The following is a 24,249-nucleotide window of genomic DNA, read 5'->3' on the forward strand; positions in this document are numbered from 1 at the left end:
TTGGAGTTCTGCAATGCCTAGAAAAAACCCGTTTGAAAGCGTCTTGGGCGATGCTCCTGCCCCATCCTCGAAACCAGTTCCCGAATTCGCGGCGCGTGGAGCTTCGAAGTCGATCACGAGCACACTCGATGACCTGGCAGATAAAGCTGATAAGCTTCTGGAAGGTGAGACGATCGTAGAGATTGATCCTGCGTTGATTGACCCATCGTTCATCAGGGATCGGCTGGATCACGACACCGAAGAGTTTGAGGCGTTGAAGAGTGCCATCGAGCAAGAGGGCCAATCTTCGCCGATATTGGTTCGACCGCATCCATCAAACGACAAGCGTTATATGGTTGTCTTTGGAGCAAGGCGTAGACGAGCGGCAGAAGAGCTTGGGATCAAAGTACGCGCAGTCGTCAAAGATCTTACTGACCGGGATCATGCCGTAGCTCAGGGGCAGGAGAATGCCGCTCGGGCCAATCTCTCATTCATAGAAAAAGCACTGATGGCGTCAGAGTTGGCCAAGCAAAACTACGATCAAGACAATGCGACAGTGTTGTCTGCGCTCGCGATCGACAAGGCCACATTGTCGAAGATGCTTGCTGTTGCAGGGATAGACGAAAGAGTTCTCAATCAGCTGGGGTCCGCAAGAGCAACTGGACGTGATCGATGGTATGAACTCAAGGGGCTTCTAGATCGACCTGCCAATACAAAAAAGGCGCTAGAAACCGTCAAGACCGATGCCTTCTTGAAGTTGGAAGGAGATCGGCGGTTCGACCATCTGCTTACACTTCTCAAGAAAAGTAACCTTCCGCGAAAGGGTGCAGTTGCGAAGGCGCAGGCCTGGATCCCACAGGACAGGCGTGTCGAGGTTCAAAGTTCCAAGCGTGGGAAAAATTATACAATTGCCGTGAAAGCCAAAGACCATAGCGGCATCGAGTTTGGAGAATTCGTCTCCAAACGCCTTGAGGAACTATACGAGCAGTTCAAGGCGGAAACGAAACCATGAGGAGATGATACAGGCAAAAGAAAAGCCCTCCACCAAGCGGTAAGAGAGCTGATCTATCTGTTTAGCACCTAATAGATAGCACTCACCGCGAATCACTGTCAACGCAGAACACCGCTTTGGTGAACGGATTTCTGTTGCCTTCTTTCGAGCAGAGGAGGTCAAAGAACCATCATGACACATACAGGTTGGCGCAAGCCAACACCGGGCCTTGTGCAAGCTGAAAAGTATGCCCAAGCCGGTGAACGGTTAGCTGTACCCAAATCACAGGCCATCGTGGCCGCAAAGAAGGTCGCAGCTGCGATCGGGCTCAAATCACAGGACTTGCTGCTACTGGACACGTTCGGGGCCGTCACACAGCCACAGGACTGGGAGCAGGGTAGACGGCCAATCGTCTGGGCCTCGAACAATTTCCTGATGGAACAGACCGGCTTCTCCCTTGCTACGCTGAAGCGTCACACCCGCCGGCTGTGCGAGGCTGGCATTATTGCGTTCAAAGATAGCCCGAATGGCAAACGGTACGGCGCGCGCGATGAGGACGGATACATCGTCCAGGCCTATGGCTTCGATCTGGCGCCGCTGGCAGCCCGTGCAGAAGAGTTTGAGGCCTTGCATGCAGCGCTCCAGGAAGAGCGCCAGTTCTGCAAATCGCTGCGCAATACGATCACCATCACAAGGCGTGTGATCCGCGCAAAGATCGAGAAGGCTCTGGAGAGCCGCCTGAAGGGTCCTTGGCAGGAGCTGCAAGGCGAGTTCGCAGCGATGCTGGAACGGCTTCCTGGGCGCGCTGTAAGCTCAGAGAAGCTTCTCGGCATCGTCGACTGGTTCAAGGCGCTGAAGGAGCGTGTGGAAGCTGCTTTCGAGGCAGCATTCGATTGGCCGAAGACGTCGGATGCGGAATCACCGGATCAACGAGCCTATCAGGAGCCTTCCATCGACACGAAAGTTGTCTCAATTCATGAAAATATGACCCCCAGCGGGCTCACAAATGAGCCCCACATACTAACTACAAACCAACCTGATCCTGTAAATAGTAATCGCTTTGAGACAAAGCACGCGGCGGGCGCAGCGCCAGAAACCCCGGCCGATGTGCCGGTTGAGAGGCCGGAAGATGTGGACTTGGGTGGCGAGTGGAGCACCCAGACCCGAAAACGTCGATCAGACATCGATGTGCCAACGCTGATGGCTACCTGTCCGGAGTTTGGCGAGATGGCGCGGGGGTTGGAAGGTTACATCCGCGACTGGACGGGCGTGCATCGTGCGGCAGCGATGATCAGGCCGATGGTCGGTATCTCGGAACATGCCTGGAACGTGGCACAAAAGGCGCTCGGCGCGGAGGTCGCGGCAGCGGCGATTGCGCTCATCTACGACAAGCATGCGGCCGGAGAGGTCGCATCGCCCGGCGGGTATCTGCGCGGCATGGTTCAGAAGGCCCAGGACGGTCAATTGCATCTTGATCGCAGCTTCTATGGCCGGCTGAGCGAGAGGGCAGGGGCATGATGTGGCTCGACGGAAAACGTTGGTACGGATCTACGGCTAAAGCCCGGCGGCTTTGGTCAGGTTCACCCGGAACCGATCTCGACGACGCTGATAGGCCCGGGTCTGTTCCGCAGAGGCATGACCCAAGTGCTTTTGGACGTACCGCTCGTCGACTTCAGCGTAGGAGGCGAGGCCGGAGCGGAGCGAATGGCCTGAGAACAGTGCCAAGCGTTCCTTGTCGGTTAGCTCAGATCGAATACCAGCGCTCAGCATGGTGCGTTTGATGAGACGCGCGACATGTTTGTCGGATAGCCGGTCGCTTTGGACCCCGGAATTGTCCCGCAGTACTCGCCGGAAGATGGGACCATGGGCGATTTTGGCGAAGTGGAGCCATTGCTCAAGCGCGTGGACCGGGCAGCTTTGCTCTGAGGAGCCGCGGGCGATCTCTTTGTCCTTCCACCCGGTCTTGGTGCTGAGGATGACAATCGCGCCTTCCTTTTCGATCTCAACCCAGCCGCGGCCGTCTTCGGTCTCATCCCGGTTGACGTCCAGCCCGACGATCTCTGAGCGGCGCATGCCACCGGCGTACCCGATAAGGAGGATCGCACGGTCGCGTAGATCGCGGAGGCCGAAGGTTAGCGTTGCCACCATCTCAAGTAGTTCCTCAGGGGTGACCGGTTCCTTCTGCACAGGTGGCTTTGCGTGTTGGCGCTTGATCCCAGCCCAAACCGAGGCGATGTGGCGATCCTTGAGATCGAGATAGAGCCCGCGCTGCCGATAGTTCGAAGAGATGCCAGATAGGCGGCGCTCGATTGTGCTGACGGAGAGGGCAGGGGACCCGTCTTGCGGTTTGGCGCAGTCGGTGATGTAGAGCCCGATTATGGCGGGGGAGGGGACCAGGGCATCAACCCCCTTGCGTCGACACCAGCTCGCAAAGTGTTTCCAGTCCGCCCTATAGGCTTTGTTGGTGTTCTCAGCCGTGGCGGCTTCAGCGTAACTGCGTGCCTTATCAACCAGCTTGTCGAGGTTCCCGGATCCGGCGACATGGGCAGGCAGTGCGATTGCTTGATCGGTAGCCTCATCGGCTTCTTCTCCGAGAAGATCGTCGAGATCGATATCGGGTAGATCATCAGTAGCGCTGGCACGGTCTCTCTCGTCGCCCTGAGCGTGGATCAAAGGGTTCCGGGACGCTGACGTCGAAATCTCGGTCTCAGGCAGATCAGAAACGGGTGTTTTGGGCGCTTTTTTGGGTGCTTTGCTCATGTTTCCGAGGCTATCACTTTTGCGTCCGATAAGGCAAACTTATTGGACATAGCTGAGAACCGCAGGGTAGGGCGGTTTGCACATCATATTGTGGACGAAAGCGCCGCGAGAGACTAGTGTTGTGGCATGACAGATCAGCCCGCCACGATCTCTGATGACCTAGGCAACCTACCCAAACTCCCGGGCTGGGTCACCTCTGGGCGTGCAGAAACCCTTGAAACTGTGGCCTTTCGGTCTGGATCAGCACTCACGGTGCTCGACCAGCTTATCAGCGATCCAAGGCATGGCGTGCCGCTAAAACTCCTGGCCAATAGGCTGGCGCTGAGTGCCGCGACGGCGACCTCGAAACTGGAAGGACGGCTGGCGCGAGAAGCCGATATCCGTGACGCCTACCACCTGACGCCGCCGGGCGAGGTACGTGGACCGGATGGCGATCTGCTTGCCTACTGGCGCGAGGCTGTACGCATGCGGCAAATTGGTGCGGGTGATATCGCCGACGTGGTGAGTGCCGACTTCGCGGGCGAGGTAGGTGTCTGGTTAGATGCGGGACAGGAGCGCACCCGAACTCATGGGCCGTTGGCCGGCTGCGTCTCCGTCCTGCGCGCCGTGCTTGAGGTCGACGACCGGGCGGAGCGGATCGCCTGCCTGCTCTCGGATATCGTCTTGGCCCGGGCTTTGAACTGGAAGACGGTGCTGCCGATTACGGCGCAGCGGCTGACGAAGGCGGCGCTGCGGAACCTAACCGCTGACGATCAGGGGGCTGAGCTGGCGGTCCAGGTACGGATCCTCGAGGCGATCGAAGAGACGATCCGCTTGGCGCGAGACCTTGCGCGTCGCGCCGAGGCGCTTTGCAGCATCGCCCCAAAGCTCCGTGCAAAGGGGTCCGACAACGCGGTCGATCTGTTCCTGGGCGAAGATGCGGTCGCGCCAGCGTCAATGTTGTCGCCGTACATTCGGGGAACCACTATCCCCATGACCGACCGGGCCGCGCGGCGATTTTGCGACCGGCTGGTGGAGCTGGGCGTGGCGCGGGAACTGACCGGGCGGCCGACCTTCCGGCTTTACGGGATCGTGTCATGAATGTCGGGACCACGAAACGGAAACCGGCGGACAAGGGTAGTGCCGTTTTTGACCGGGAGCTCGACGATCTGCCTCAAGAGCTGCGCTGGCGCGAATGGATGGGGCGGATCGAGGCCGTACTCTTCGCCAGCGCGTCACCGGTCGGCCGCGACGACCTGGCCCGCGTCGTGGGGCAGGGGGTCTCGATCGAGATGCTGATCGACGACATCCAGGCCGAGCTGGTTGGTCGACCCTACGAGCTGGCCCAGGTCGGACACAGCGTGTCAGGCGGTGGCGGCTGGATGTTCCGAACCAAGACCCAGTTCGCAGACGCCATCAAGGCCGCGGCTGATCTTGGTGACCAGTCGCTCGCCTTCACCGAGATGGAGATGGGGGTGCTCTGCGCCATCGCTTATCATCAGCCCATCGACCGGGCCGGTCTCAAGGACATCTTCGGCAAGGAGGTGAGCCGCGATCTGCTTGCCCGGCTGCGCTACAAAGACTTGATCGCGAGCGGTCCAAGGTCGCCGCGACCGGGCGCGCCGCATACCTTCGTGACAACGGAGATGTTTCTGATGACGTTTGATCTGCAGAGTTTGCGGGACCTGCCGGACTCTTGATGTCCGAAATATGTGGTACTCTTCTGACGCGCATAGCCGTCGGCTTTCAATTGGTCGGGCTTTGACTTTCAATCAGTCGGCGACTTATGAAGAATTGAGGTCCACGGGTATCAGATTGCAACGTGGCGTTGTCGCTGTGAGGCATAGAATTGACTTCTATAACTCAAAAGTGGTCTATATGTGAGTTATAGAAAGGAGTTCTATAACTCATGGCATGGAACTGGCAGATGCCCGGTTGGCCGGATTTCCGGTATGACGATGCAGAGCTTGCGCCACTCGAGCAGCGTTTCTTGCTGTCGTCAGGCGAAGTCCTGGGTGCCGTTCAGCATGTCAGTTCGGCAGAGCGTGATCAACTCCGCATCGACCTGCTGAGCGATGAGGCCATGAAAACCAGTGCCATTGAAGGCGAGATGCTGGACCGGCGCAGTGTGCAGTCGTCACTCCGCAGACACCTCGGATTGGAACCAGACAACTATCCGAACAAACCCCGCGAGCATGGTGTTGCTGAGATGATGGTTGACGTTTACTCGACCTATGCGGAGCCCCTCACGCACGACACCCTGTTTCGGTGGCACGAGATGCTTTTGTCTTTTGACAAAAGGTTGGAGGCCATCGGGTCCTATCGGCAGCACGAAGATGCCATGCAGATCGTCTCGGGTCGTCTTGACCGCCCGGTCGTGCATTTTGAGGCCCCTGCATCTGCGCAGGTTCCGGATGAGATGGAACGGTATATCGACTGGTTCAACCGGACAGGGCCCGATGCGGAAAAGCCTTTGCTGGCACTGACGCGCGCGGGCCTGAGTCATCTCTACTTCGAAAGTATCCACCCGTTTGAGGACGGCAATGGTCGCCTGGGTCGGGCCCTCGCCGAAAAATCGCTAGCTCAGAACATTGGGCAGCCGAGCCTGATCGCGCTCGCCTTCACCATCGAGCGAAAACGCAAGGACTACTACGATCAGCTTGAGCGGCATCAGCAGACGCTAGATGTCACGCCTTGGCTGATATGGTTTGCAGAGAGCGTTCTGGAAGCGCAACAGGTCACCCTCGACCGCGTGGGCTTCTTCATTGCCAAGGCCCATTTCTACGACCGACATCGCGACGCGTTGAATGAAAGGCAGGCCAAGGTTATCGAGCGTATGTTCCGGGAGGGGCCAGATGGGTTCAAAGGTGGCCTAAGTGCGGAGAACTATATTTCGATCTCCGGGACATCGCGTGCAACTGCGACCAGGGATCTACAGGAACTTGTTGAGATCGGAGCCCTCACGCGCACGGGCGAACGCCGGTATACCCGCTACTGGCTCAAGCTTGAGGGGTCGAGAGAATAGTGCAGCGTCGGCGGAGAGGGCGGGAAGCCGTAGCTCGCTGCATCTGCACTTGAGACACGAAGCGGATATGCGGATCAGGAGCGCAGGGCTTGGTGCGACGTGTTTTCCTCATTCGTTCCTACATTCAGAATTGGCAGCATGCTTTCAGGATGGTCAAAAGAGACTGATAGAGGCTATGCTTTCGATTTCATCACTTCGCGGCACTTTGGAGGGTCATGCTTTGACACAATTGGTTGGTGACGTCGCTAACAGGGTACGCAGGCTCCCTAAGCCTTCGAACATCGCGGATGGTCTCCAGCCTGTTTTTGAGGCCGTCAGTAATGGAATGCATGCGATTTTCGACCAATTTGGTGAGAATGCCCAAGAAGTCGGGCAGGTTTTTGTCGACTTCTCCGACACTAGGAATGCAGGTTCATACACGATAGTTGTTTCAGATAACGGGGTTGGCCTCGAAGATGAAAGGTTCGCGGCTTTCTGCACGACAGATACAGATTACAAAATTGAACGGGGTGGAAAGGGTGTCGGTCGGCTTCTTTGGTTGGATGCTTTTTCGAAAACTAGGGTTGTTAGCATCTATCGGAAAAATGGGCAGCTAATGAGGCGGTCCTTTGACTTTGGGCTTTCCGGACCAGAGCCAATTTACAATGAAACGGTTGAAGAGGTAGTGGGTGTGGCTCCGACAGGGACAATCGTTACCATGACGGGTCTCCGTTCAAACTCATACTCATCTGCAATGCCGCTTCAGTTTGCGGCAACAATCAAGCATTTCGGATCACACTTCTTAGCAGATTTTTTGCTAGGAAAAGCACCAGAAATGACTGTGACCTTTGAAGGAAAGTCAGCAACTTTTCCTGAATCGGTAAACGATATGCTGCTTGAAACAAAGCCGGCCTTGGAGTTCACTTCTGAGAAGTTCGGCAGATTGAAACTTGACTCATATGTAATGAAACCGCAGGCGAGCGCCGACCTCGATGGAAGCCATCAGCTGCATCTTGTTTCGTCAGGCCGAACAGTACAGACCAGAAAAGTTGATGGCCTTTTGGGCGTAAAAAGAGTTGGACCAGATGGTGTGGGGGTGTTTCACGCCTGCGTTTCGGGATCATTCCTTGATGAGAGGGTCAATCAGGAGCGCACTCAATTCAATTTCGCGGAAAAGACAGCTGAGGAGCTTACAAAAGAGTGCGTTGAGAATGCTAAGAAAAAAATCATTCCTGATGAAGTGGATTCGTATGAGACGTACAGGCTGGAGCAATTGGAGGATTTCGTTGATCTCTATCCCAGCTTCGGTTTCGAGTCGTCCAAAGCCCTTTTGGGCAAAACACCTGTGAACGCGGATAACCATGAGGCGTTTGCAAAATCATTAATCCCACATAAAATTAGAGCTGACCGCGACCGGCGCGAACTGGTTCAATCGGTGTTAGAGCGATTGACCAAGGATGAAGAAATTCAACCTGATTTGGCGCGTGAAATCCAACTTGCAGCTGCAGAAGCTACCAAGGACGAAAATCGGCAGCTTATGGAGTATATACTTCGGCGAAAATTCATTATTGAAATTATGCAAGCACTGCTTGGCAAGGTTCGTATATTGAAAGGGAGGCTCGATACCCATCTCGAAGATACGTTCCACCAGCTAATTTGTCCGATGCGTGTTGTAAGCGGCAATCCGGCAGGTGTGGAGCCTGTTACGCATGACCTCTGGCTTTTGGATGAACGGCTTGCACCGGCTACATACTTTGCCAGTGACGCAATGGCTAAAGACTTCTTAGACGATGATGGCTCTGAACGAATAGATTTGATGGTTTGGGACAAAGTCCACGGTCTAGGTTTAGGCACCGAAGACAAGCTGGAACGAGTGATATTGGTCGAGTTTAAGAAGCCTGAACGAACGTCTTACAAAGGCGACTATGCCATTAATCGTCAGATGAATCGCTATATGGACAAGTTGAAAGATGGGAAAATTCGCTCTTACAACGGAGACTTGATCGAACTTTCTAAAGACGTCGTTTTTCATTGCTACATCGTTGCCGACTTAGTCGGTGACATCAAAACTGATACTCAGAGCTGGCATGACTCGCCTAGCGGGAGGGGTAAGTTCACTTACTTGGGCGGGGAATTCCGTGGAACGATGGAGGTGGTTGAATGGAAAGAACTTGTGCGGGACGCCAAGGTACGCAATCAAAATTTCCTAGAGGCCGCCAGTCTTTCGTTTGCGAGTAAGGGGGATCGACTCTTTTCTGACAGATCATCCGCCTCTAGCCAGGCAGCCGAATAGTTCTGTACCCAGTGTATGGCCACAGCCGTTTGGGCGTCGCAGCTAATCCCAAGCATTCCTCATGAAACAAGACTTGGCATATTGCGTAGACGTTACTACGAGGGGCGGCTGTCTCATCGCCAAGATGCTTGCTACCATTGGCGCATTGGAGGAAGCTGACGAGAGATCCACCACGTTTTTTCACCGTTCACAATTCAGAGACTAGAATTGGAGAAGTTCATGTTTGCTCCCGAGAACGCAGATAATGCTGTTGCCTTCGCTCAAGAGTTTCTTGACAAGTATACTGCGGTTGGTTTCGGGGCTCTTTCAAAAAGGCAAGTCGACCTGCTGCTGATCCAGTTACTACAAAAGCATCTTCCTGGCTTCCAAGACAAAACAGACTTTGATGCGGCACTTGTCTTGCGAACAACGAAGCGAAAAATTCGAGGATTGCGGGATGAAGTTTCTTTCCGGGAAGCTAATGATGAAGGCTTCTTAAATACCCATCTCCGCAACGAGCTCAGACGCGCGGAAGTGCTTCCTAGCGACCACGGTATGGTCAAGATCCAACTCGATGATGCCGTATTGCGGGGATATGCGGAAAAGATTGTTCGCACAGAGTTTGGCATAGTAGATAGCTCGTTTAACTCCGCCATTCTCCAACTTTCCGGCGAAAAGTACCTTCTGCTTTGCTTGACTGTGCTTACCCCGGAAGAACGCGTACAAGCGCAACAAGCGCTCCACGAGTTTGGTCAAGATCAACAAGGATCGGGGGCTCCACAGCGCAATTTATTCAACCAATTCAAGGATGCTTTTGTGTTGGGAGCAGGACAACAAGTGGGCAAACTTTGTGTTTCTGGGGCAATGGCATTGGTGACAGGTGGGGCAAGTCTCATTCTGGAAGGCGTTGAACCTGTTACAGAGGCTGGCAGAGGAATTCGAGCCGCCCTTCAGCAGGCTTGGAACCACTTCTCACAGGATGCAGAAGACGGATAGTAGATCCGCACCATGTGACTCATTTCAAGAGATGTCGCGATGAACTAGATTACAGCCTGTACTCTGACGCTCCCTTGCGTCGCCAACCAATATCTGCCTTTTCCTCCAGAATGAATGACGTGTCGAACGCTGCCTCGGTCATCATTAGGCAGTCAACTATCAGGGTTGAACAAACGCGGTTGATCCCAAGCATATTTCTCCTGGTCGTGCTCGAGCGTGAGATAAAACATAATCCCCTTGCCCGTGGCCTTGTATAGAAAACCGAAATTACGCTCGTAGATATTCGCGGGAGCGTTCTCTCCTAGACCAAACCTGTCTACACGTACTCGATAACCGGGAATATCGGTGACATCTTCTGAGACCCAATGAACTATCTTTTGTTGGAATCTCCCGACTGGGTGATAAACAATCGGTGATGCAATTAGCTGATTTACGTGCCGTTCTGCACCTTGTCGCCTTTCGATACGCCCGGCACCTGCCGAGTGCACATCTCCGGATACAATGTGTATGTACTTGGGATCATGACGGTCGCCAAAACTGAAAAGTAGGTCAATCAGGCGCTTTTGCTCATCCGCGTGCAAATGATGATCCCAATGATCCAGTGCATCGTCGTCAAGGCTCTTTCTAAAATCACCTTTGAACAGCCAACCCAATCGCCCCAACAATCCTTCTGCACGTTTCTTATAGTTCAGATGAGCAACGGGAACGGGGATCCCAAAGATGAATGTTCTCTGTTTGGCGAGTTCGCCCTTGGCCTGGTCGAACACTGACCCATCCCTGACGCTTTCCAGCTCTTGATATTGGAGGTCTGACATAATTTGATCGCGAGTGCGCAGAGATCGGTTGTCTAGGATCAGCATCTCGAAGTTGCGGAACGGCACCCGCTGAGAATAGTGATCATTTGAGATTAAAGCCGAGTTTAACCGGGTTCGGATCTGCAATAGTTCGAAGTATCTCTTTGCAACATCATAGATCACTTGGAAAACTTCGCAGTTCTGAAGTTCTGTGGGATACGACCCCCAGCCGTCAAAAATGTCATGGTCGTCCCACATCATGACAGACGGCACAGATGCGAGCACTTTTGCGATCGAAGGTCGGGTCCAGCATCCGATGTAGAGATCTTCGTAGAACGCCTCTAGCTGGGCAATGAAGGCCTCTTTTTCAGCAGGGTCGATCCTGTGCGCAGACATTTTCTTACCGCTATTTCGTCCGTTGAGGCCGTATTTTTTGAAGTAGGGCACCCGATCCCAGATGGGGTCTGCATATACTTGATCTCCACACAGGAGCAGACAGTGAAAAGCATATGATAGCTCCTCTTGGTTATGTGCTGCGATCAATTTATCCCACATAACGAATTCGGCGGCGTCCATCTCAGGTGCCAGCAGCTTGTCATTGCCATTACATGAAGCAAAGCCAACCTTTGGTACGACTTCCTTACCAGGGACGACAAAACTCCAACTGGTTTCGCCGGACGCGTTTTCTAGAGGTGCCCCAGAAAGCTCGATCGTGTAGTCAACGGCCTCTGTCTCGACGGACGGATCAACCTCAAATTCGAAGCGGTAAAGGGTGTGACCGAATGTACTGGCATAGGTTGCCGGCGGATTGCTGGTTCTCTTGCCTCGCGCAGAAACGACCAGTTTTAGAAGGTCGCCGCTTGCCGTCTCAAGCTTCTTGGGGAGTAGCAAGATAAGGGAATATCTGTAGTCCCGCTCTATGCCCAAAATTGGTCCGAGTGAAATCATGCGTCTTCCTTAAAACTGAAGTGTTGCTAATTGAGAAGCCTGCCGCACGGTGGTCTCAGGAAATCTCCATCACTTGGGTCGTATGTACACTGATCTAAGAGTTTGAGCCCATGTCACGTTTCAACTAGTGTGGAGCAGCCAAGCGTTTGAGCTGGGTTACTTTGCCGGAAAGCAGAATGCTATGTTTTTCACATCTATAAGACTCTCGAATATCCGTTGCTTCAAGGATGTTTTTGTCGATTTCGACTTGCCTGGCGGGAACAATCGAAAGTGGACGATATTCACAGGTGAGAACGGTACGGGTAAGTCGACCATTCTTAAGTCCATTGGACTGGTCATGGCGGGATCAGATGCTTTGCCCGAGTTGATTGGCAATCCCGATGATTGGATTGCGATGGGAGCCGAGCAAGGTGAGATCGTCGCTGAGATTGAGACGGCATCTGGACAAAAACGCAAGATTAGCCTGTTGATCAAGCGTGGTGAAGGGCTGTCCAAACTTATCAAACGTTCTTCAGAGACACTGTCGCTATTGAATGATGCGTTGGAACATACGAACCGTAGTTACCTCACAATCGGTTTTGGTGCATCGCGCCGTCTGTCTGAGCCAGGATTGTCGGACAGGGGGCATTCTTCCAGCCGCAACCACCCACGTGCCCGGAGTATGCTTTCGCTCTTTGATCCGTCGGCGACGCTCAATCCACTAGAGAGCTGGGCGATGCAGCTTGATTATTCAACAAATGGTGATGGTCTCGATGTCATCCGCGCCGTGCTTTCTGATTTTTTGCCGGAAATGAAGTTTTCCCACATCGATAAGCGAAAGGAGGCGCTCATCTTTGAGACCGAAGATGGCAAAGTTCCGCTTAGGTCGCTGAGCGATGGCTATCAAAGCGTCGCGGCGTGGGTCGGAGATCTACTTTTTCAGATCACAAACACATTTGGCGACTACAAGGATCCACTGAGTGCTCGTGGTCTCCTCATCATTGATGAAGTTGACTTGCATTTGCATCCCAAATGGCAACGCAGACTTCTGGATTTTCTAGAAGATAGACTTCCAAAAATGCAGCTGGTTGTCACAACCCACTCTGTCGTGACGGCGCAACAGGCCCCGTTAGGTGCTCTCCACTATTGTGTCCGTCGCGACGGCGATCCAATGGTCGAACTGTTTGATATTGATCCAGGAAATCTGTTGCTTAATCAACTCATCGCGACTGAAGCTTTTGGTCAGATGAGTGACGAGTCGGTACAAGTAGAGGTTGCAAAAAACGAGTACCGAGAAATTCAGCGCAAGGAAAACAAGACGGACGCTGACGAGGCACGCTTAAGGGCATTGTCAGAAGTTTTGGGATCCCGCCCATTGGATGAAGATGCCGCCGTTTCACTAAACGAAGAGCAACAGATTCTAATGAAAAAGATTTTGGCCTCTCAACGCGAATAGAATGCATGATTAAGCTCGAGCGAGTAAGGACTAAGACTGCAATCCCGTCGGCTTTCCGTGGCCGGACGCCTCGCAATCGTTTGGTTGCAATGCTGAAGCACGCCCGCAGCCAACTTAAGGCGGGGAAGCCAATCAGGCATGATATCGAGTCAAAGTGGTCGAACACCAAGGATCAACTCTTGATCGAAACTCACAACAAGTGCGCCTATTGTGAGTCCGACATAACGACCGTGTCCTATGGCGATGTCGAGCACTATAGGCCAAAGTCAATTTATTGGTGGCTGGCTTACGTCTATGACAACTACTTGGCGTCTTGTGCAATTTGTAATCAGCGATTCAAAGGGGCAAAGTTTGAGTTTCTGGGTCCGGCTATCCCCCCACCGACAGTCCTAGCTACTTCGACTGACGAAGAGTTGGAAGAGCTGGCGGCAGTCCTCATTCCTGATCCGCTTGATGAAGATGCTGTTGTAGTTTTTGAAGAATTGCATCGCGCTGAGAGCCCTTTGATACCAAACCCGTATATTGATGATCCTGAGCCAATTTTTGCTTGGGAGGTTTTTGAAGGTGCGCGCGAAGTCGAGGTCATTCCTAACAATGCATTTCCGAACTCAGATAGGATCGTCGACGCGTGTGAGCGGATCTACGGGATTAACAGGCCCCAGTTGAAACGGAGGCGGTATAAAAGGTTCGAATTTTACAACTTATTCCGCAATGCGCTCAACGATCTTCCAGCGGGGGCTCCGTCACGCTCTGATGTTGAGGAGATGTTGGTGAGTCTCCGAAAAGCAGACAGTGAGTATGCAGCGATGATTAGGTTTCTGGATGCTGCGTGATTGCACAGCATACCGCTAGTCTTGTTGCAGAACACCCTGCTACCTCACACTGTCGAACGGTAGTGCAGTTTGCGCCACATCCTGTGGGTCAGCCTCAAGAAGTGCGTTCTGGATCCTCTCCCAGATTGGGTCGAGCCGCACAAGGACACAGGTTGCTTCTTTGATCTGGTCGGCATCACGTATGAAAGTGATTCTGGATGGGGTAACCAGGAGCGACAGGTTCTGTCGACGTTCCGCTGTGTATCGTTCGATGGTATCAAAGAGCGTCTCGGCCTCGGCAGAAAACCTGGATATTGGTATGCCTAGGCCAGAGACCGCCGAGGCAATGGCACAGATGCAAACAAGTTGAGAAGGAGTGTACTGAAGTGACCGTCCATCGACCTTCGCGATAGGAGGAAGCTGTTTTTTCCAATGCCTTAAGGTGTCTGCCGTAATGTCGGCAAGGTCTAGCACCTGTCTGGTTTGATATCGCATAGGCAAGCTCACTTGGCAGAGTCGTTAATGATGCCATTTATAAATGGACTTGAGGCCAGATGTAAGTGTTGTTAGGGTGAGATGCACCACCCGCAACATTTTGGGGTGAGAGCTTGATTGGAAGGGAGCCAAATGTCTGGTCGGTACACCAAAGCAGAACTTCTGACCGCATTGTGGAAACTTAGTACAGACGATGAACGCATTCCAACCTCTCACGGGATTTTGGATAGAGCGTTGAGGGATTGCCAAGATACGCTTCCCGATGCGCTGAAAAACGGTCTGTCTTTTGGTGTAACAGGTGTTGGCCTAAGATGTTTTGAATTGCCAGATATTCTTCTGGCTGCACAAGAAGCAATGCTTACTTCTGAGCCTAATCCGACCTATTTGTCGTCTATTGTGACGTTGGACGAAGGACGTGCCAGACAAATCGCTGTTGCGAATGGTCTATCAAGCGCGCAAGCGAAGGATATTGGCAGGCAGTTGCTTGAGAGGGTTCATCAGGTCAAGGACCAACTAAACGATGAGCTCACGGAGCGCTCCGTCGCCTGAAGTTCCAATGGCTGCAAGTGTTCGATCGACGCTAAGAGGTGTCGCTAAGTCGCTTACGCGAGAAATAGATTCTGTTTGCCAACCTTGGTTGGAGGGGCTTCACGAGAAGCTATCATCAGAGCATTCCACAGATTTTCAACCCAAACAGGTAAACGACCCCATTTGGGGCACGATTGAGTTGCTTCCCTGGGAAGTAGCACTTCTCGACACGCCGTTCATCCAACGACTACGTGGCGTAAGGCAGCTTGGATTGGCTCAGTTGGTTTTCCCGGGTGCCAATCACGGCCGCCTCGAGCACAGCATTGGTGTGATTGGTGCCCTGGAAGAGGCGACACGAGCTCTTGGTCGCCAAGTTGAGCGGTGGAATATCAAGAACCCCAATACAACGATTGGAAAAATTGATACCGCAGATCGCTATGCTGTTCGCTTGGCCGGGTTGTTTCACGATGTTGGTCATGGGCCATTCAGTCACGCACTTGAACCAGTTCTCGAAGTCTCGTCTCCTCTTGAAGGCACGAAAAGGGAAGAGGGAGGATGGCGATCTGAACTTCCCATCGTTCGCAAAGCCCTTTCTGAACTCTACTCGCTCAACAAGATTCCTTCCAGTTCTGTCGCGATTGCGGTGATGATGGTGTTGTCTGAACCGATACATAAGCTGCTTGAAAGTGGTCTAATGTCGGAGATTCAACTTAGTGCCAGCAAGTTAGAAGAGCGCATCGTCGCAGCTATTGTCGGAGCAGTTGAGGGCCCCGGCGCGAGCTACCTCTCCGCACTTGTTAGTAGCCAGTTGGATGCAGATCGCATGGACTACTTGGCTCGCGATGCGCACCATGCCGGATTAGAAATCGGGTTTGACACTCAAAGGTTGCTCGCCAAACTCGAAATCCTGCGTGTTCGCGAAGAGAATTTGCATCCAACGGAGCGAGAGCTCCGAGACAGAGCAATTAAGAGCGACGAAGGAACGTTCTTGCAGTTGGGCATCGCAGCCTCCGGGTTTGGTTCATTCGAGCAGATGCTGATCGGCCGCACTTTTCTTTACGATCGCCTCTATCATCACCACAAGGTTCGAGCTGCTGAAGCGATGGCTCAACGCTTAATGTTAGTTGCGGAACGGGACCGTGGGAAACGGTTCACATTTAAAGAGATTTTTCTTGGTGTTGGTGATGAAACAATGCTGCGAATTTTTTCGCGAGAAGTTCAACATGCCGAACTTGAGACAAAGAGTGAGGCTGCTGCAAGCTTAGCTGCTCGAATTCTGGAGCGAGATCTCTTGCATCGTGCATATGCTTTTCGGGGACGATTTATTGCCACCCCGAACGGTTATGACGCGAAAGAGATGACAGCTACCCAAAACGAAAGCTGGCTTCGAGTCGTCAAGACGCTCGAGACTTTGGAAAGCCGATACGCTCTTGGAAACGAGATTTACGACCTCGCCAGCAATTTTTGTGAAGTACTGTCAGCGGCGAGTCCACATGACCGAGAGCTAAGTAGAATTAAAGCGGCTCTTGCTGAAGTCGGACCTGAACACGTGATAGTCGACCTTCCTGAGAGTAAGACAGAAGGGATACGTCTACTTGCGCGATATCCAAACGGTGCCTTGCGTGTCCCAGAATTCTCCTTCAACCCGCAAAAGTGGGCCGAAGCATACGATCTACAAAAGCGTACCGGTTACGTGTTCTGCCCGAAGAGTGTGGCGCCAATCATTGGAATGGCAGCAAAGACGGTATTCTTGAAGAAGTTTGGCGTAGTGATGGCACAGGAAGCCGACGGATACATTAAGGCTGATCCTGCTCCCGACGATTGGACGGCTCCAGTCATTGGTGCAGGGATTATCGACCAGAGGGCTGCGGACCTCCTCAAAGCAAAACGTCACTCGCTCATGCCTGTACGCGAGGAGGATCTAGGGGTACCTGACGATTGGCTCAAGACCGATCCAGACCTGGCGACCAAACTTTCTTTGCAAATACAAGATTGTTTGCATGGCGGTTTAACTTCTGAAGATATGGAAGCCTTCAGAAAAGTCATGAGCGGTTTGTTCTCTTTTGCTGATGAGTGGTTCATGGGTGACTACGTAACCAGTGATCTCGCTAGTGAGCGGGAATTGCAAACTCGAATGGCACGGTCTTTACGATCTTCAAAAATAAGTCTGGATGAAGGGACTGAGGTCAGCGGTGGCGAGCTTGACCTTTTTGCAGAGGATGCGATCCTCATAGAAAACAAGTTCTCATCAAAGCCGAAAAAAACGATTGGCGATGCAGCAGGCGTACAAGGCAGGCGGTATGCAATCTCGCTCAGCTCGCAGGTTGTCGTCGTCGTGGCCGGTTCCAAGGCAGCTGCCGGTGCATTTCCCGACAAGGCGAATTGTGTCAGTGTTTGCCGTGTTGCTGGCAATGATTTGAACCGAGTAGAAATCCGATTTGATCTGCCGTTTGGCGCTGTCCCACCGTCTGGCGAAAAAGCACCCAAGCGTTGAGCCTGTTGCATGTTTATGACATCTCAAGATGTCGCTGAGAGCCCTAGTTTCTCCAGTTGGAGTAAATCAGAATGACTAGAACCATTGAAGTCGTCGCCCAAAAGGATTTCTGGCAACGCTTAGCCGCCGGAAGCCCACTAAGGGCGCTGTCAGAGTTGGTTTCGAACTCTTTTGATGCAGACGCCAGCACAGTTAGAATTTCTCTGTCTATGAACCAGCTGGGGCTTGTCACCAAAGTTGTGGTTAAAGACGATGGCGAAGGTATCTCGTATTCCGCTACTGAGCACCTTTTTTCGCAACTAGGCAATTCTTGGAAGATGAGCGCTGTGCGTTCGCGGTCCAAGAAGCGGTTGCTCCAAGGCAAAAACGGTGAAGGGCGATTTAGGGCTCTGTCACTTGGTGAGATCGTGACGTGGTCAACAGTTTATGAAGAAGATGGCAGGCGGCTGCAGTATCAGATTTCGACACAAGAAAAATCAATTGGCACGTTTGAAATCAGCGACATCTCAGAAGCGAAAGCGAAAGCCACTGGAACAACGGTTACCATCGAAAATATCTTTGAAAAAACAGCATCATATTTTTCAAAAGATCGACAAGAAGATTTACTACACTCTTTTGCTCCCTATTTGAATAAATATCGCGATGCTGATCTATATTTTGACGGGAAGAGGATTGATGTTGGTGGATTAGTTGCAAGTGCGAAGGAAACGAAAATTGGCCCTCTGAAGCTGTCAGGAGGCATTAAAATTTCCGCTGTCTTGGAGATATTGGAGTGGAGCAGCGATCTTGGTAGAGCGTTCTATCTTTGTGATGAAACTGGCTTTACCATTTCTGAAAGACCACCTGAGATAAGAGCTCCAGGTTTCAGTTTCAGCGCCTACGTTAAAAGCTCGCACATATCCCAGCTACAAGCATCGTCACTTGCAGATATCGATATGGAAGAGGGGTTAATCCGTCTCGTAAAGGAGGCGCGAGAAATACTGTCTAGACACTTCAGAGATCGTGAGAAACAGAAGGCTGAATCTCTCATACAGAAGTGGCGGGACGAAAGAGTCTATCCTTTTGCTGATGCCGAAGACACGCCGGTGATCCGCCAGACCAAAAAAATCTTCAATATGTGTGCGGTCACAATTAACAAACATGCAAAAGACTTCGATGCTCAAGGCAAGGTGTCAAAGGCGTTGTCATTTCGGTTGTTACGAGAAGTCATTGAGGACCGCCCTGCTGACCTGACACGTATATTGTCTGACGTACTGAACTTGTCAAAAGATAAACGAAAGCAGTTCGCGTCATTGCTGAACAAGACAGCTTTGACGGACATTATTGATACTGTTGCGTTCGTAGATCACCGGCTCAATGCCGCTCGAGGTCTGAGATCGCTTGTTTGCTATACGTCAACACGCAAAACTGTGAAAGAACGTCAGCACATTCATCAGATCGTGGAGCGTAATCCATGGCTCTTCGGGGAGGAGTTTGCCCTAGGCCAGAGTGAGTCGTCCCTAACAAATTCGCTGAAGGAGCACCTTAGAAGACTAAAACGCCCAGTCGAGGTGCTTCATCCGGTACTGCTGCCTGGTGGGAAGAATGCACGAATAGACATCATGCTCTGCCAAACCAATAAGATCAGTGGGCGAACTGATGACCATCATCTGATCATTGAGCTGAAGCGGGCGAAGAAGAAACTCGATCTAGGTGATTTTTCGCAGCTTATGAAGTACGCCGATGCCATTATGAAAGATGTAAGGTACGAAAAAACTGGTGTGAAATGGTCGTTTTGGCTTGTCGGCGTTTCGCTGGCGCCAGAGCTCGAAAGCTTAGCTGAAGCGTCAGACCGCCCGCGAGGTTGTGCACATGTTTTCAAGGAAGGTGAAGGAAGCATTTGGGTAAAGACATGGGGTCAGGTCCTTCATGACTGTATATCACGCCATGAATTTGTTCGCGAAAAGCTCGACATAGCGATTTCTGACGAGGAAGCAGTGGCATACCTCAATGAAATTTATCCTGAGTTCGTGCCTCAAGCAGGTTAGCTTTCTTCGAATGATCCTCGTTCGATTTTCAGCTATATGTTTGAGTTGCGGATACGAAAAACACTGGACTAGGTTATTGGTAGCTGGTCCAGAGGGACCTTAAGTTTCCAATGGGAGATACGAGAGATATGGCAAAGGAGAAGTTTGAACGCCATAAGCCTCACTTCAATATCGGTACAATAGGACACGTGGACCATGGGAAAACAACTCTAACGGCGGCGATCACGAAGTACTTTGGTGACTTCAAAGCTTACAACGAAATCGATAGCGCCCCGGAGGAGAAAGCCCGCGGAATCACTATATCGACAGCGCACGTAGAGTATGAGACTGAGACGCGTCACTATGCGCACGTCGACTGTCCTGGCCATGCCGACTACGTAAAGAACATGATTACCGGTGCTGCGCAGATGGACGGTGCGATTTTGGTGGTGAGTGCAGCCGACGGCCCTATGCCTCAGACTCGCGAGCATATCTTGTTGGGCCGTCAAGTGGGTATTCCTCACATAGTGGTTTACTTAAACAAAGTCGATCAGGTCGATGACGATGAGCTGCTTGAGCTGGTAGAAATGGAAATTCGCGAGTTGCTTTCGTCCTATGAGTACCCCGGCGACGACATTCCTGTGATCTTCGGCTCTGCTCTCGCAGCAATGGAAGGTCATTCGGAAGGTATTGGTGTAGGTTCTATCAAGGCACTGATGGCCGCTGTGGATGAGTATTTCCCCACGCCTGCACGTGCTGTTGACCTGCCATTCCTGATGCCGGTTGAAGATGTTTTCTCAATTTCTGGTCGAGGTACTGTTGTCACAGGCCGGGTCGAGCGTGGAGTGATCAATGTTGGCGATGAGATCGAAATTGTAGGAATCAAGGAGACACAAAGGGTAACCTGTACCGGTGTCGAGATGTTCCGTAAACTTTTGGATCGCGGCGAGGCTGGCGACAACATTGGCGCACTACTGCGCGGCATCAACCGTGACGCGGTGGAGCGCGGCCAAGTTCTTTGCAAACCTGGCTCGGTGACCCCGCACACCAATTTCGAGGCAGAAGCTTACATTCTGACTAGGGAAGAAGGTGGTCGTCACACGCCGTTTTTCGCAGACTATCGACCGCAATTCTACTTTCGGACAACAGACGTGACCGGCACGGTTCAGCTACCTGAAGGCACCGAGATGGTAATGCCGGGCGACAATCTGAGGTTCAACGTTGAACTCATTGCTCCCATCGCAATGGAGCAGGGACTGCGGTTTGCGATACGGGAAGGCGGCCGCACCGTAGGTGCAGGCGTAGTGGCAAGAATACTGGATGAGGGAAGCCCGATTGGCCTCGCATCCAGTACGGGAGAAAAAAACGATCTCAACAAAGCGGTAGGCGCACTCGCCAGTATTTTAGCTGTCGCAGAAGAAGATAGCTCGTTTGGCGATCGCTCAGAGGATTACGATAAGTATATGAATTCGCTATCCAAAGACGTTCGTGCAGCTGCAGAGAGCATAATTGGCGCCGTTGCGACGATTGCAAATGACCAGCCTTCTAGTTTTATGCTTTTGGACCTAATGGCGCTTGCTGGGAAGAGCCATGACGCTGATAAGTTCGCGAAGGCAGTCCTTTTTCTTTCATCATCTCCAATCGGTATCTTTTCCGTGGAGGCCATTTTTATCGACTCATTTGGAAAGAGATTTCTTTTATCCGAAGCCAATTTCATCTCTGCATTAGATTCTGACGAACTCCTTCATCCGGAGACGGGCCGGATCATCAAAGATGTTGAGACTTCAGTGTTTCCAGTTTTCTCTTTAAGAACAAGTGCCAAAGAGAAAAAGACAAATGCATTTCACTGACGACGATTTCCACGAGACCAATAACCTGAGAACTTTGAGGCTCCTAACTCAATTTGCAGAAGGTCTGGCTGGTGGGTATGCGTTCAAATATCAAGTTGCGCCGAACCACGAAGTGAGGACCGAAGCGCTAGAGGGAATGCTCGAGTATGCCTACGATTCATTGGTTCGAAATCGCCATTTGAATAAAAACCAATCGGAGGACGAGCTTACGGTTCAGATTGTGGAACAACTGGCTCAATTCCAGGTGATGGCCTCACATGATACACAAGTCGGAGGTCACTGCGATATTCTGGTAAGAGGCCCAGAGAGATTTCAATGGATTGCAGAGGCAAAAATTCACAGCACGTATGGTTGGTTGACGGATGGCTTCTTACAGCTGTCAACAAGGTATGGAACTGCTTTGCCGGGGCAGAATCAGGGCGAAATAATAATCTACTGTCGAGGCTCCAATGCACTTGAGGTGCTGCGGAAGTGGCGAAAAAAGCTAGAGGAGATGGAGGTGGCTGAAATAATTGAAGATCGCTCTGATCAGGATCTTTGGTTTAGATCATGTCATACTTGCAGCAATAGCGGTTTGGATTTTTCTATCAGGCATAAGATCGTACCGCTACATTTCGCGCCGAGAAAATAGCTAAGAGCACTCACAGTAGCGGTACCGTACGTTGGATAACTGACATTTTGAGCGCATGGGGCCGTTGCTAGCCTAATATCTTAAGAATATCCGCCCGTTCCAATGCGCGACGCAGAGCATGGTTCGAGACCCGCACATAGATCTCGGTGGTCTTGAGGTTCGCATGCCCGAGGAGAGCCTGAACCATCCGGATGTCGATACCTTCTTCGATCAGCAGTGTCGCGGCCGAGTGCCGAAACCGATGCGGGGTCAGGTGGGGTTCGATGCCGAGACGTTTCGACATCGCCCGCAGCCGCTTTCGGAAGGTGGCCGCGCGAAGCCGCCGTCCGACCGTGTTTAGAAACAGCGGCGACGCCAAGGAGCCATGTTCGGAACGCATCTGAGAGTAGCGTCGAAACTCCTCCTGCAGTTCCCGGTTCGGCACGAACACGATCCGCTCCTTGCTGCCCTTGCCGTTTACGAGGATCTGGCCACTGTCCGGCGACACCTCGCGGACTTTTACATTTGTCAGTTCGCTGATCCGAAGCCCGGTCACGATCAGCAGCTTGATGATCAGGAGCGTGACACGATCTTGCGAGGTCGGTGCCGTGTCCTCTGCGCCTGGCGTCGATTGCGCAGCGATGGTGCCATCGTTGGCGCTGAGGACCGCTCTGAGGATGTCTCGATCGATGGGGCGCGGCAAGCGACGCGGTATCCTCACGGAGATGCGGACGTCGGCGAATGGGGAGGGCAGGGCGCTGTTCCGATCTGCGCGCCAGGCAAAGTACGACTTCAGGGTCACGAGCCGCCGCTCGATGGTGGCAGGCTTGGCGCCCAACTCGTCGCGCAGATGCCGGTGGTAGGCGAGGATGTCGTCCTTCGACAGCGGCTCTGTGAGCCGGTGCACCTTGATGAAGCGCGCGAAGGTGCGCAGATCCTGGGCGTAGGCCCGAAGCGTGTGGTGGCCCAGGCTGCGCTCGTCGCGGCGCGAATTGACAAAGGCGGTGTGATCGAGATGGGGCATGCTGAACTCCTTTGGTTGAGTCCAGCCAGTTCAGCACAGTCGGGTCTCTCCGCCGAAATCTACCGCCTGAGCGGTGACGATAATGGGACCCATTATCGTTATTTTACTGGGTATCAGCCACTGCCTTCTTCTGTGATCGGTTCGACCGATGTCACATTTTCGGAGGCACCGAGGCAGTTGTCTAGCAGATTCAGGTATTGATTCAGCAAGACTAAATCGGCGGGCTGCATTACTTTGAGCGATGCTAGTCTTTCGAGCCCGGCTCCTTGTTCTTCCGATAAGGTTGCGCCAGCCAGTAGATCGTCCCGTATCTGCGTAAAATCAGCAACTTCACGTACCAGAGCTTCGCGCGTGATTATTTTGATTTCTTCGATAGCGCCGAATGTTGCAGCTCTGGCCATCCCTATTGTTGCCGCACTAGTGCCATCCAACAAAAATCCGCCCATCCGCGAGGTTGTCGATACGCAGTTCATTCTCTTTGCTGCTACGTAGATTCCTTGTATCGTGTCCTCTGATACAGTTCGGCCTGCTACTGAGGTAGAGCTAACACCTATCAAAGCACGGTTCGCTAAAGCAGTGTCGGAAGCACCGCCGACAGCGCCACCGACAAAGGTTGCAGCCGCTAGGTAGGTAAGAATCGCTGCAATATCTTGGCCGCCTGAAGCTTCAAGAGCGGCCTCACGGTAGGCCACTGAGAGAAGGGCACTGTGTTCGCCAATAGTCTTGAGATTACTATTGCTGTTAACTTGGCTGAAACTAAGAACCTCGCCTTCTTTCTCTAGCAAACTACGCTCCGCACATCCCATCATCAAGATGCAGAGGCCTACGGTGATCGATACTTTTTTCATTTTGTCTCTCAGTTAATTTTGGGTCTTCAAACATTGTCGTTCTATGTGCATCGATAATTTTACTAAAATCAGGAGTGCCGCTCAATGATGAAGAAGCGAGTTCTGATTATGATCGAAGCATACCGGCGAGTGCGCCAACCCCTGCTGAAGTTAAGGCGATGACCCATTCAGGCGTATCTGTCATCTTGCCGAAACCGATAAGGGAAAGCGCGCCGACTACAGTGATAATCAGTGTCGCACCGACAAAGACGACTGCTGCTTGGTAGATGAAATTGTTGGGTAAATCCTGATTTGCGCGGATTTCATCGTCTGCTGCGCGCAGAACCTCGGAAGGTTTTTCTCCAAGTTTGGTTGACAAGGTCGGGTTGGTCTCAATCCGTGAGACCAACTCCTTTACATTTTTGATACCTTTCAGATCTTCCAT

The 24,249-nt window shown here is 52.3% G+C and carries 19 protein-coding genes and 1 pseudogene; 14 read left to right on the forward strand and 6 right to left on the reverse strand.

Translation table 11 applies throughout. The features are described from left to right. Positions 1-13: 13 nt before the first annotated feature. Entirely contained in the window at positions 14-991 is a 978-nt protein-coding gene (gene repB / locus KIN_RS20120) for a plasmid partitioning protein RepB (RefSeq protein WP_159810526.1), read from the forward strand. Positions 992-1,162: 171 nt separating this feature from the next. Next, a complete protein-coding gene (gene repC, locus KIN_RS20125) occupies positions 1,163-2,488 on the forward strand; it encodes a plasmid replication protein RepC (RefSeq protein WP_159810528.1) in 1,326 nt (441 codons plus the stop codon). A 36-nt stretch (positions 2,489-2,524) separates the two neighbouring features. Here the strand turns inward: repC and KIN_RS20130 are convergent, their stop codons facing one another. Continuing rightward, the gene (locus KIN_RS20130) at positions 2,525-3,730 is read right to left on the reverse strand and encodes a tyrosine-type recombinase/integrase (RefSeq protein WP_159810530.1); all 1,206 of its coding nucleotides are present in this window, start codon (positions 3,728-3,730) and stop codon (positions 2,525-2,527) included. 126 nt (positions 3,731-3,856) lie between these two features. On the opposite strand from KIN_RS20130, the gene KIN_RS20135 reads away from it, so the two are divergent. The 5 genes from KIN_RS20135 (at position 3,857) to KIN_RS20155 (ending at position 9,981) form a co-directional block, all read left to right on the forward strand. Further along, positions 3,857-4,810, forward strand: a complete 954-nt coding sequence (locus KIN_RS20135; RefSeq protein ID WP_159810532.1) for a DUF1403 family protein — start codon at positions 3,857-3,859, stop codon at positions 4,808-4,810. Beyond that, the gene (gene scpB / locus KIN_RS20140) at positions 4,807-5,409 is read left to right on the forward strand and encodes an SMC-Scp complex subunit ScpB (RefSeq protein WP_159810534.1); all 603 of its coding nucleotides are present in this window, start codon (positions 4,807-4,809) and stop codon (positions 5,407-5,409) included. Before KIN_RS20135 ends, scpB begins: the two co-directional genes overlap by 4 nt. A 209-nt stretch (positions 5,410-5,618) precedes the next feature. After that, the gene (locus KIN_RS20145) at positions 5,619-6,734 is read left to right on the forward strand and encodes a Fic family protein (protein WP_159810536.1); all 1,116 of its coding nucleotides are present in this window, start codon (positions 5,619-5,621) and stop codon (positions 6,732-6,734) included. Positions 6,735-6,954: 220 nt separating this feature from the next. Continuing rightward, entirely contained in the window at positions 6,955-9,006 is a 2,052-nt protein-coding gene (locus tag KIN_RS20150; protein ID WP_159810538.1) for an ATP-binding protein, read from the forward strand. 219 nt (positions 9,007-9,225) lie between these two features. Next, the gene (locus tag KIN_RS20155; RefSeq protein ID WP_159810540.1) at positions 9,226-9,981 is read left to right on the forward strand and encodes a hypothetical protein; all 756 of its coding nucleotides are present in this window, start codon (positions 9,226-9,228) and stop codon (positions 9,979-9,981) included. Positions 9,982-10,133: 152 nt separating this feature from the next. Here the strand turns inward: KIN_RS20155 and KIN_RS20160 are convergent, their stop codons facing one another. Beyond that, complete coding sequence (locus KIN_RS20160) at positions 10,134-11,723, reverse strand: alkaline phosphatase D family protein (RefSeq protein WP_159810542.1); 1,590 nt, start codon at positions 11,721-11,723, stop codon at positions 10,134-10,136. A gap of 181 nt (positions 11,724-11,904) precedes the next feature. Here KIN_RS20160 and KIN_RS20165 point away from each other — a divergent pair, with 181 nt between their 5' ends. Together KIN_RS20165 and KIN_RS20170 are read left to right on the forward strand one after the other, a co-directional pair. Further along, positions 11,905-13,158: an AAA family ATPase gene (locus tag KIN_RS20165; protein ID WP_159810544.1), complete on the forward strand. Its 1,254-nt coding sequence runs from the start codon at positions 11,905-11,907 to the stop codon at positions 13,156-13,158. 5 nt (positions 13,159-13,163) lie between these two features. Beyond that, positions 13,164-13,991 carry an HNH endonuclease family protein gene (locus tag KIN_RS20170; RefSeq protein WP_159810546.1) on the forward strand — a complete coding sequence of 276 codons (828 nt, stop codon included), beginning with the start codon at positions 13,164-13,166 and terminating at the stop codon, positions 13,989-13,991. Positions 13,992-14,030: 39 nt separating this feature from the next. On the opposite strand, the gene KIN_RS22725 is transcribed toward KIN_RS20170, so the two are convergent. Further along, a complete protein-coding gene (locus KIN_RS22725; RefSeq protein ID WP_159810548.1) occupies positions 14,031-14,465 on the reverse strand; it encodes a MerR family transcriptional regulator in 435 nt (144 codons plus the stop codon). Between the two features lie 132 nt (positions 14,466-14,597). Between KIN_RS22725 and KIN_RS20180 the strand changes: the two genes are divergently transcribed. The 5 genes and pseudogenes from KIN_RS20180 (at position 14,598) to KIN_RS20200 (ending at position 21,974) form a co-directional block, all read left to right on the forward strand. Then, positions 14,598-15,014 carry a hypothetical protein gene (locus KIN_RS20180; RefSeq protein WP_159810550.1) on the forward strand — a complete coding sequence of 139 codons (417 nt, stop codon included), beginning with the start codon at positions 14,598-14,600 and terminating at the stop codon, positions 15,012-15,014. 7 nt (positions 15,015-15,021) lie between these two features. After that, positions 15,022-17,487, forward strand: a complete 2,466-nt coding sequence (locus KIN_RS20185) for an HD domain-containing protein (RefSeq protein ID WP_159810552.1) — start codon at positions 15,022-15,024, stop codon at positions 17,485-17,487. A 71-nt stretch (positions 17,488-17,558) separates the two neighbouring features. Further along, on the forward strand, positions 17,559-19,514 hold the full coding sequence (locus KIN_RS20190) for an ATP-binding protein (RefSeq protein ID WP_159810554.1): 1,956 nt from the start codon (positions 17,559-17,561) through the stop codon (positions 19,512-19,514). A gap of 128 nt (positions 19,515-19,642) precedes the next feature. After that, positions 19,643-20,815 (forward strand): annotated as a pseudogene (tuf, locus tag KIN_RS20195) (elongation factor Tu); the annotation flags it as partial. A gap of 514 nt (positions 20,816-21,329) precedes the next feature. Beyond that, positions 21,330-21,974, forward strand: coding sequence for a hypothetical protein (locus KIN_RS20200; RefSeq protein ID WP_159810556.1), 645 nt, complete (start codon positions 21,330-21,332; stop codon positions 21,972-21,974). A gap of 67 nt (positions 21,975-22,041) precedes the next feature. On the opposite strand, the gene KIN_RS20205 is transcribed toward KIN_RS20200, so the two are convergent. The 3 genes from KIN_RS20205 to KIN_RS20215 all read right to left on the reverse strand — a co-directional run bounded on the left by KIN_RS20205 (position 22,042) and on the right by KIN_RS20215 (position 24,249). Next, positions 22,042-22,977: a tyrosine-type recombinase/integrase gene (locus KIN_RS20205; RefSeq protein WP_159810558.1), complete on the reverse strand. Its 936-nt coding sequence runs from the start codon at positions 22,975-22,977 to the stop codon at positions 22,042-22,044. Between the two features lie 113 nt (positions 22,978-23,090). Further along, on the reverse strand, positions 23,091-23,825 hold the full coding sequence (locus KIN_RS20210) for a hypothetical protein (RefSeq protein WP_159810560.1): 735 nt from the start codon (positions 23,823-23,825) through the stop codon (positions 23,091-23,093). 106 nt (positions 23,826-23,931) lie between these two features. Next, positions 23,932-24,249, reverse strand: coding sequence for a hypothetical protein (locus tag KIN_RS20215; protein WP_159810562.1), 318 nt, complete (start codon positions 24,247-24,249; stop codon positions 23,932-23,934).

The organism is Litoreibacter roseus, from assembly GCF_009811795.1.
GTDB lineage: Bacteria > Pseudomonadota > Alphaproteobacteria > Rhodobacterales > Rhodobacteraceae > Litoreibacter > Litoreibacter roseus.

What these genes read in the sequence shown, in the direction of transcription:
- KIN_RS20215 (WP_159810562.1), bottom strand. Translation starts at nt 24,249, where the DNA reads ATGGAAGATCTGAAAGGTATCAAAAATGTAAAGGAGTTGGTCTCACGG.
- scpB (WP_159810534.1), top strand. Translation starts at nt 4,807, where the DNA reads ATGAATGTCGGGACCACGAAACGGAAACCGGCGGACAAGGGTAGTGCC.
- KIN_RS20160 (WP_159810542.1), bottom strand. Translation starts at nt 11,723, where the DNA reads ATGATTTCACTCGGACCAATTTTGGGCATAGAGCGGGACTACAGATAT.
- KIN_RS20130 (WP_159810530.1), bottom strand. Translation starts at nt 3,730, where the DNA reads ATGAGCAAAGCACCCAAAAAAGCGCCCAAAACACCCGTTTCTGATCTG.
- KIN_RS22725 (WP_159810548.1), bottom strand. Translation starts at nt 14,465, where the DNA reads ATGCGATATCAAACCAGACAGGTGCTAGACCTTGCCGACATTACGGCA.
- KIN_RS20155 (WP_159810540.1), top strand. Translation starts at nt 9,226, where the DNA reads ATGTTTGCTCCCGAGAACGCAGATAATGCTGTTGCCTTCGCTCAAGAG.
- KIN_RS20165 (WP_159810544.1), top strand. Translation starts at nt 11,905, where the DNA reads ATGTTTTTCACATCTATAAGACTCTCGAATATCCGTTGCTTCAAGGAT.
- KIN_RS20190 (WP_159810554.1), top strand. Translation starts at nt 17,559, where the DNA reads ATGACTAGAACCATTGAAGTCGTCGCCCAAAAGGATTTCTGGCAACGC.
- KIN_RS20210 (WP_159810560.1), bottom strand. Translation starts at nt 23,825, where the DNA reads ATGAAAAAAGTATCGATCACCGTAGGCCTCTGCATCTTGATGATGGGA.
- KIN_RS20145 (WP_159810536.1), top strand. Translation starts at nt 5,619, where the DNA reads ATGGCATGGAACTGGCAGATGCCCGGTTGGCCGGATTTCCGGTATGAC.
- KIN_RS20170 (WP_159810546.1), top strand. Translation starts at nt 13,164, where the DNA reads ATGATTAAGCTCGAGCGAGTAAGGACTAAGACTGCAATCCCGTCGGCT.
- repC (WP_159810528.1), top strand. Translation starts at nt 1,163, where the DNA reads ATGACACATACAGGTTGGCGCAAGCCAACACCGGGCCTTGTGCAAGCT.
- KIN_RS20135 (WP_159810532.1), top strand. Translation starts at nt 3,857, where the DNA reads ATGACAGATCAGCCCGCCACGATCTCTGATGACCTAGGCAACCTACCC.
- repB (WP_159810526.1), top strand. Translation starts at nt 14, where the DNA reads ATGCCTAGAAAAAACCCGTTTGAAAGCGTCTTGGGCGATGCTCCTGCC.
- KIN_RS20200 (WP_159810556.1), top strand. Translation starts at nt 21,330, where the DNA reads ATGCATTTCACTGACGACGATTTCCACGAGACCAATAACCTGAGAACT.
- KIN_RS20205 (WP_159810558.1), bottom strand. Translation starts at nt 22,977, where the DNA reads ATGCCCCATCTCGATCACACCGCCTTTGTCAATTCGCGCCGCGACGAG.
- KIN_RS20185 (WP_159810552.1), top strand. Translation starts at nt 15,022, where the DNA reads ATGGCTGCAAGTGTTCGATCGACGCTAAGAGGTGTCGCTAAGTCGCTT.
- KIN_RS20180 (WP_159810550.1), top strand. Translation starts at nt 14,598, where the DNA reads ATGTCTGGTCGGTACACCAAAGCAGAACTTCTGACCGCATTGTGGAAA.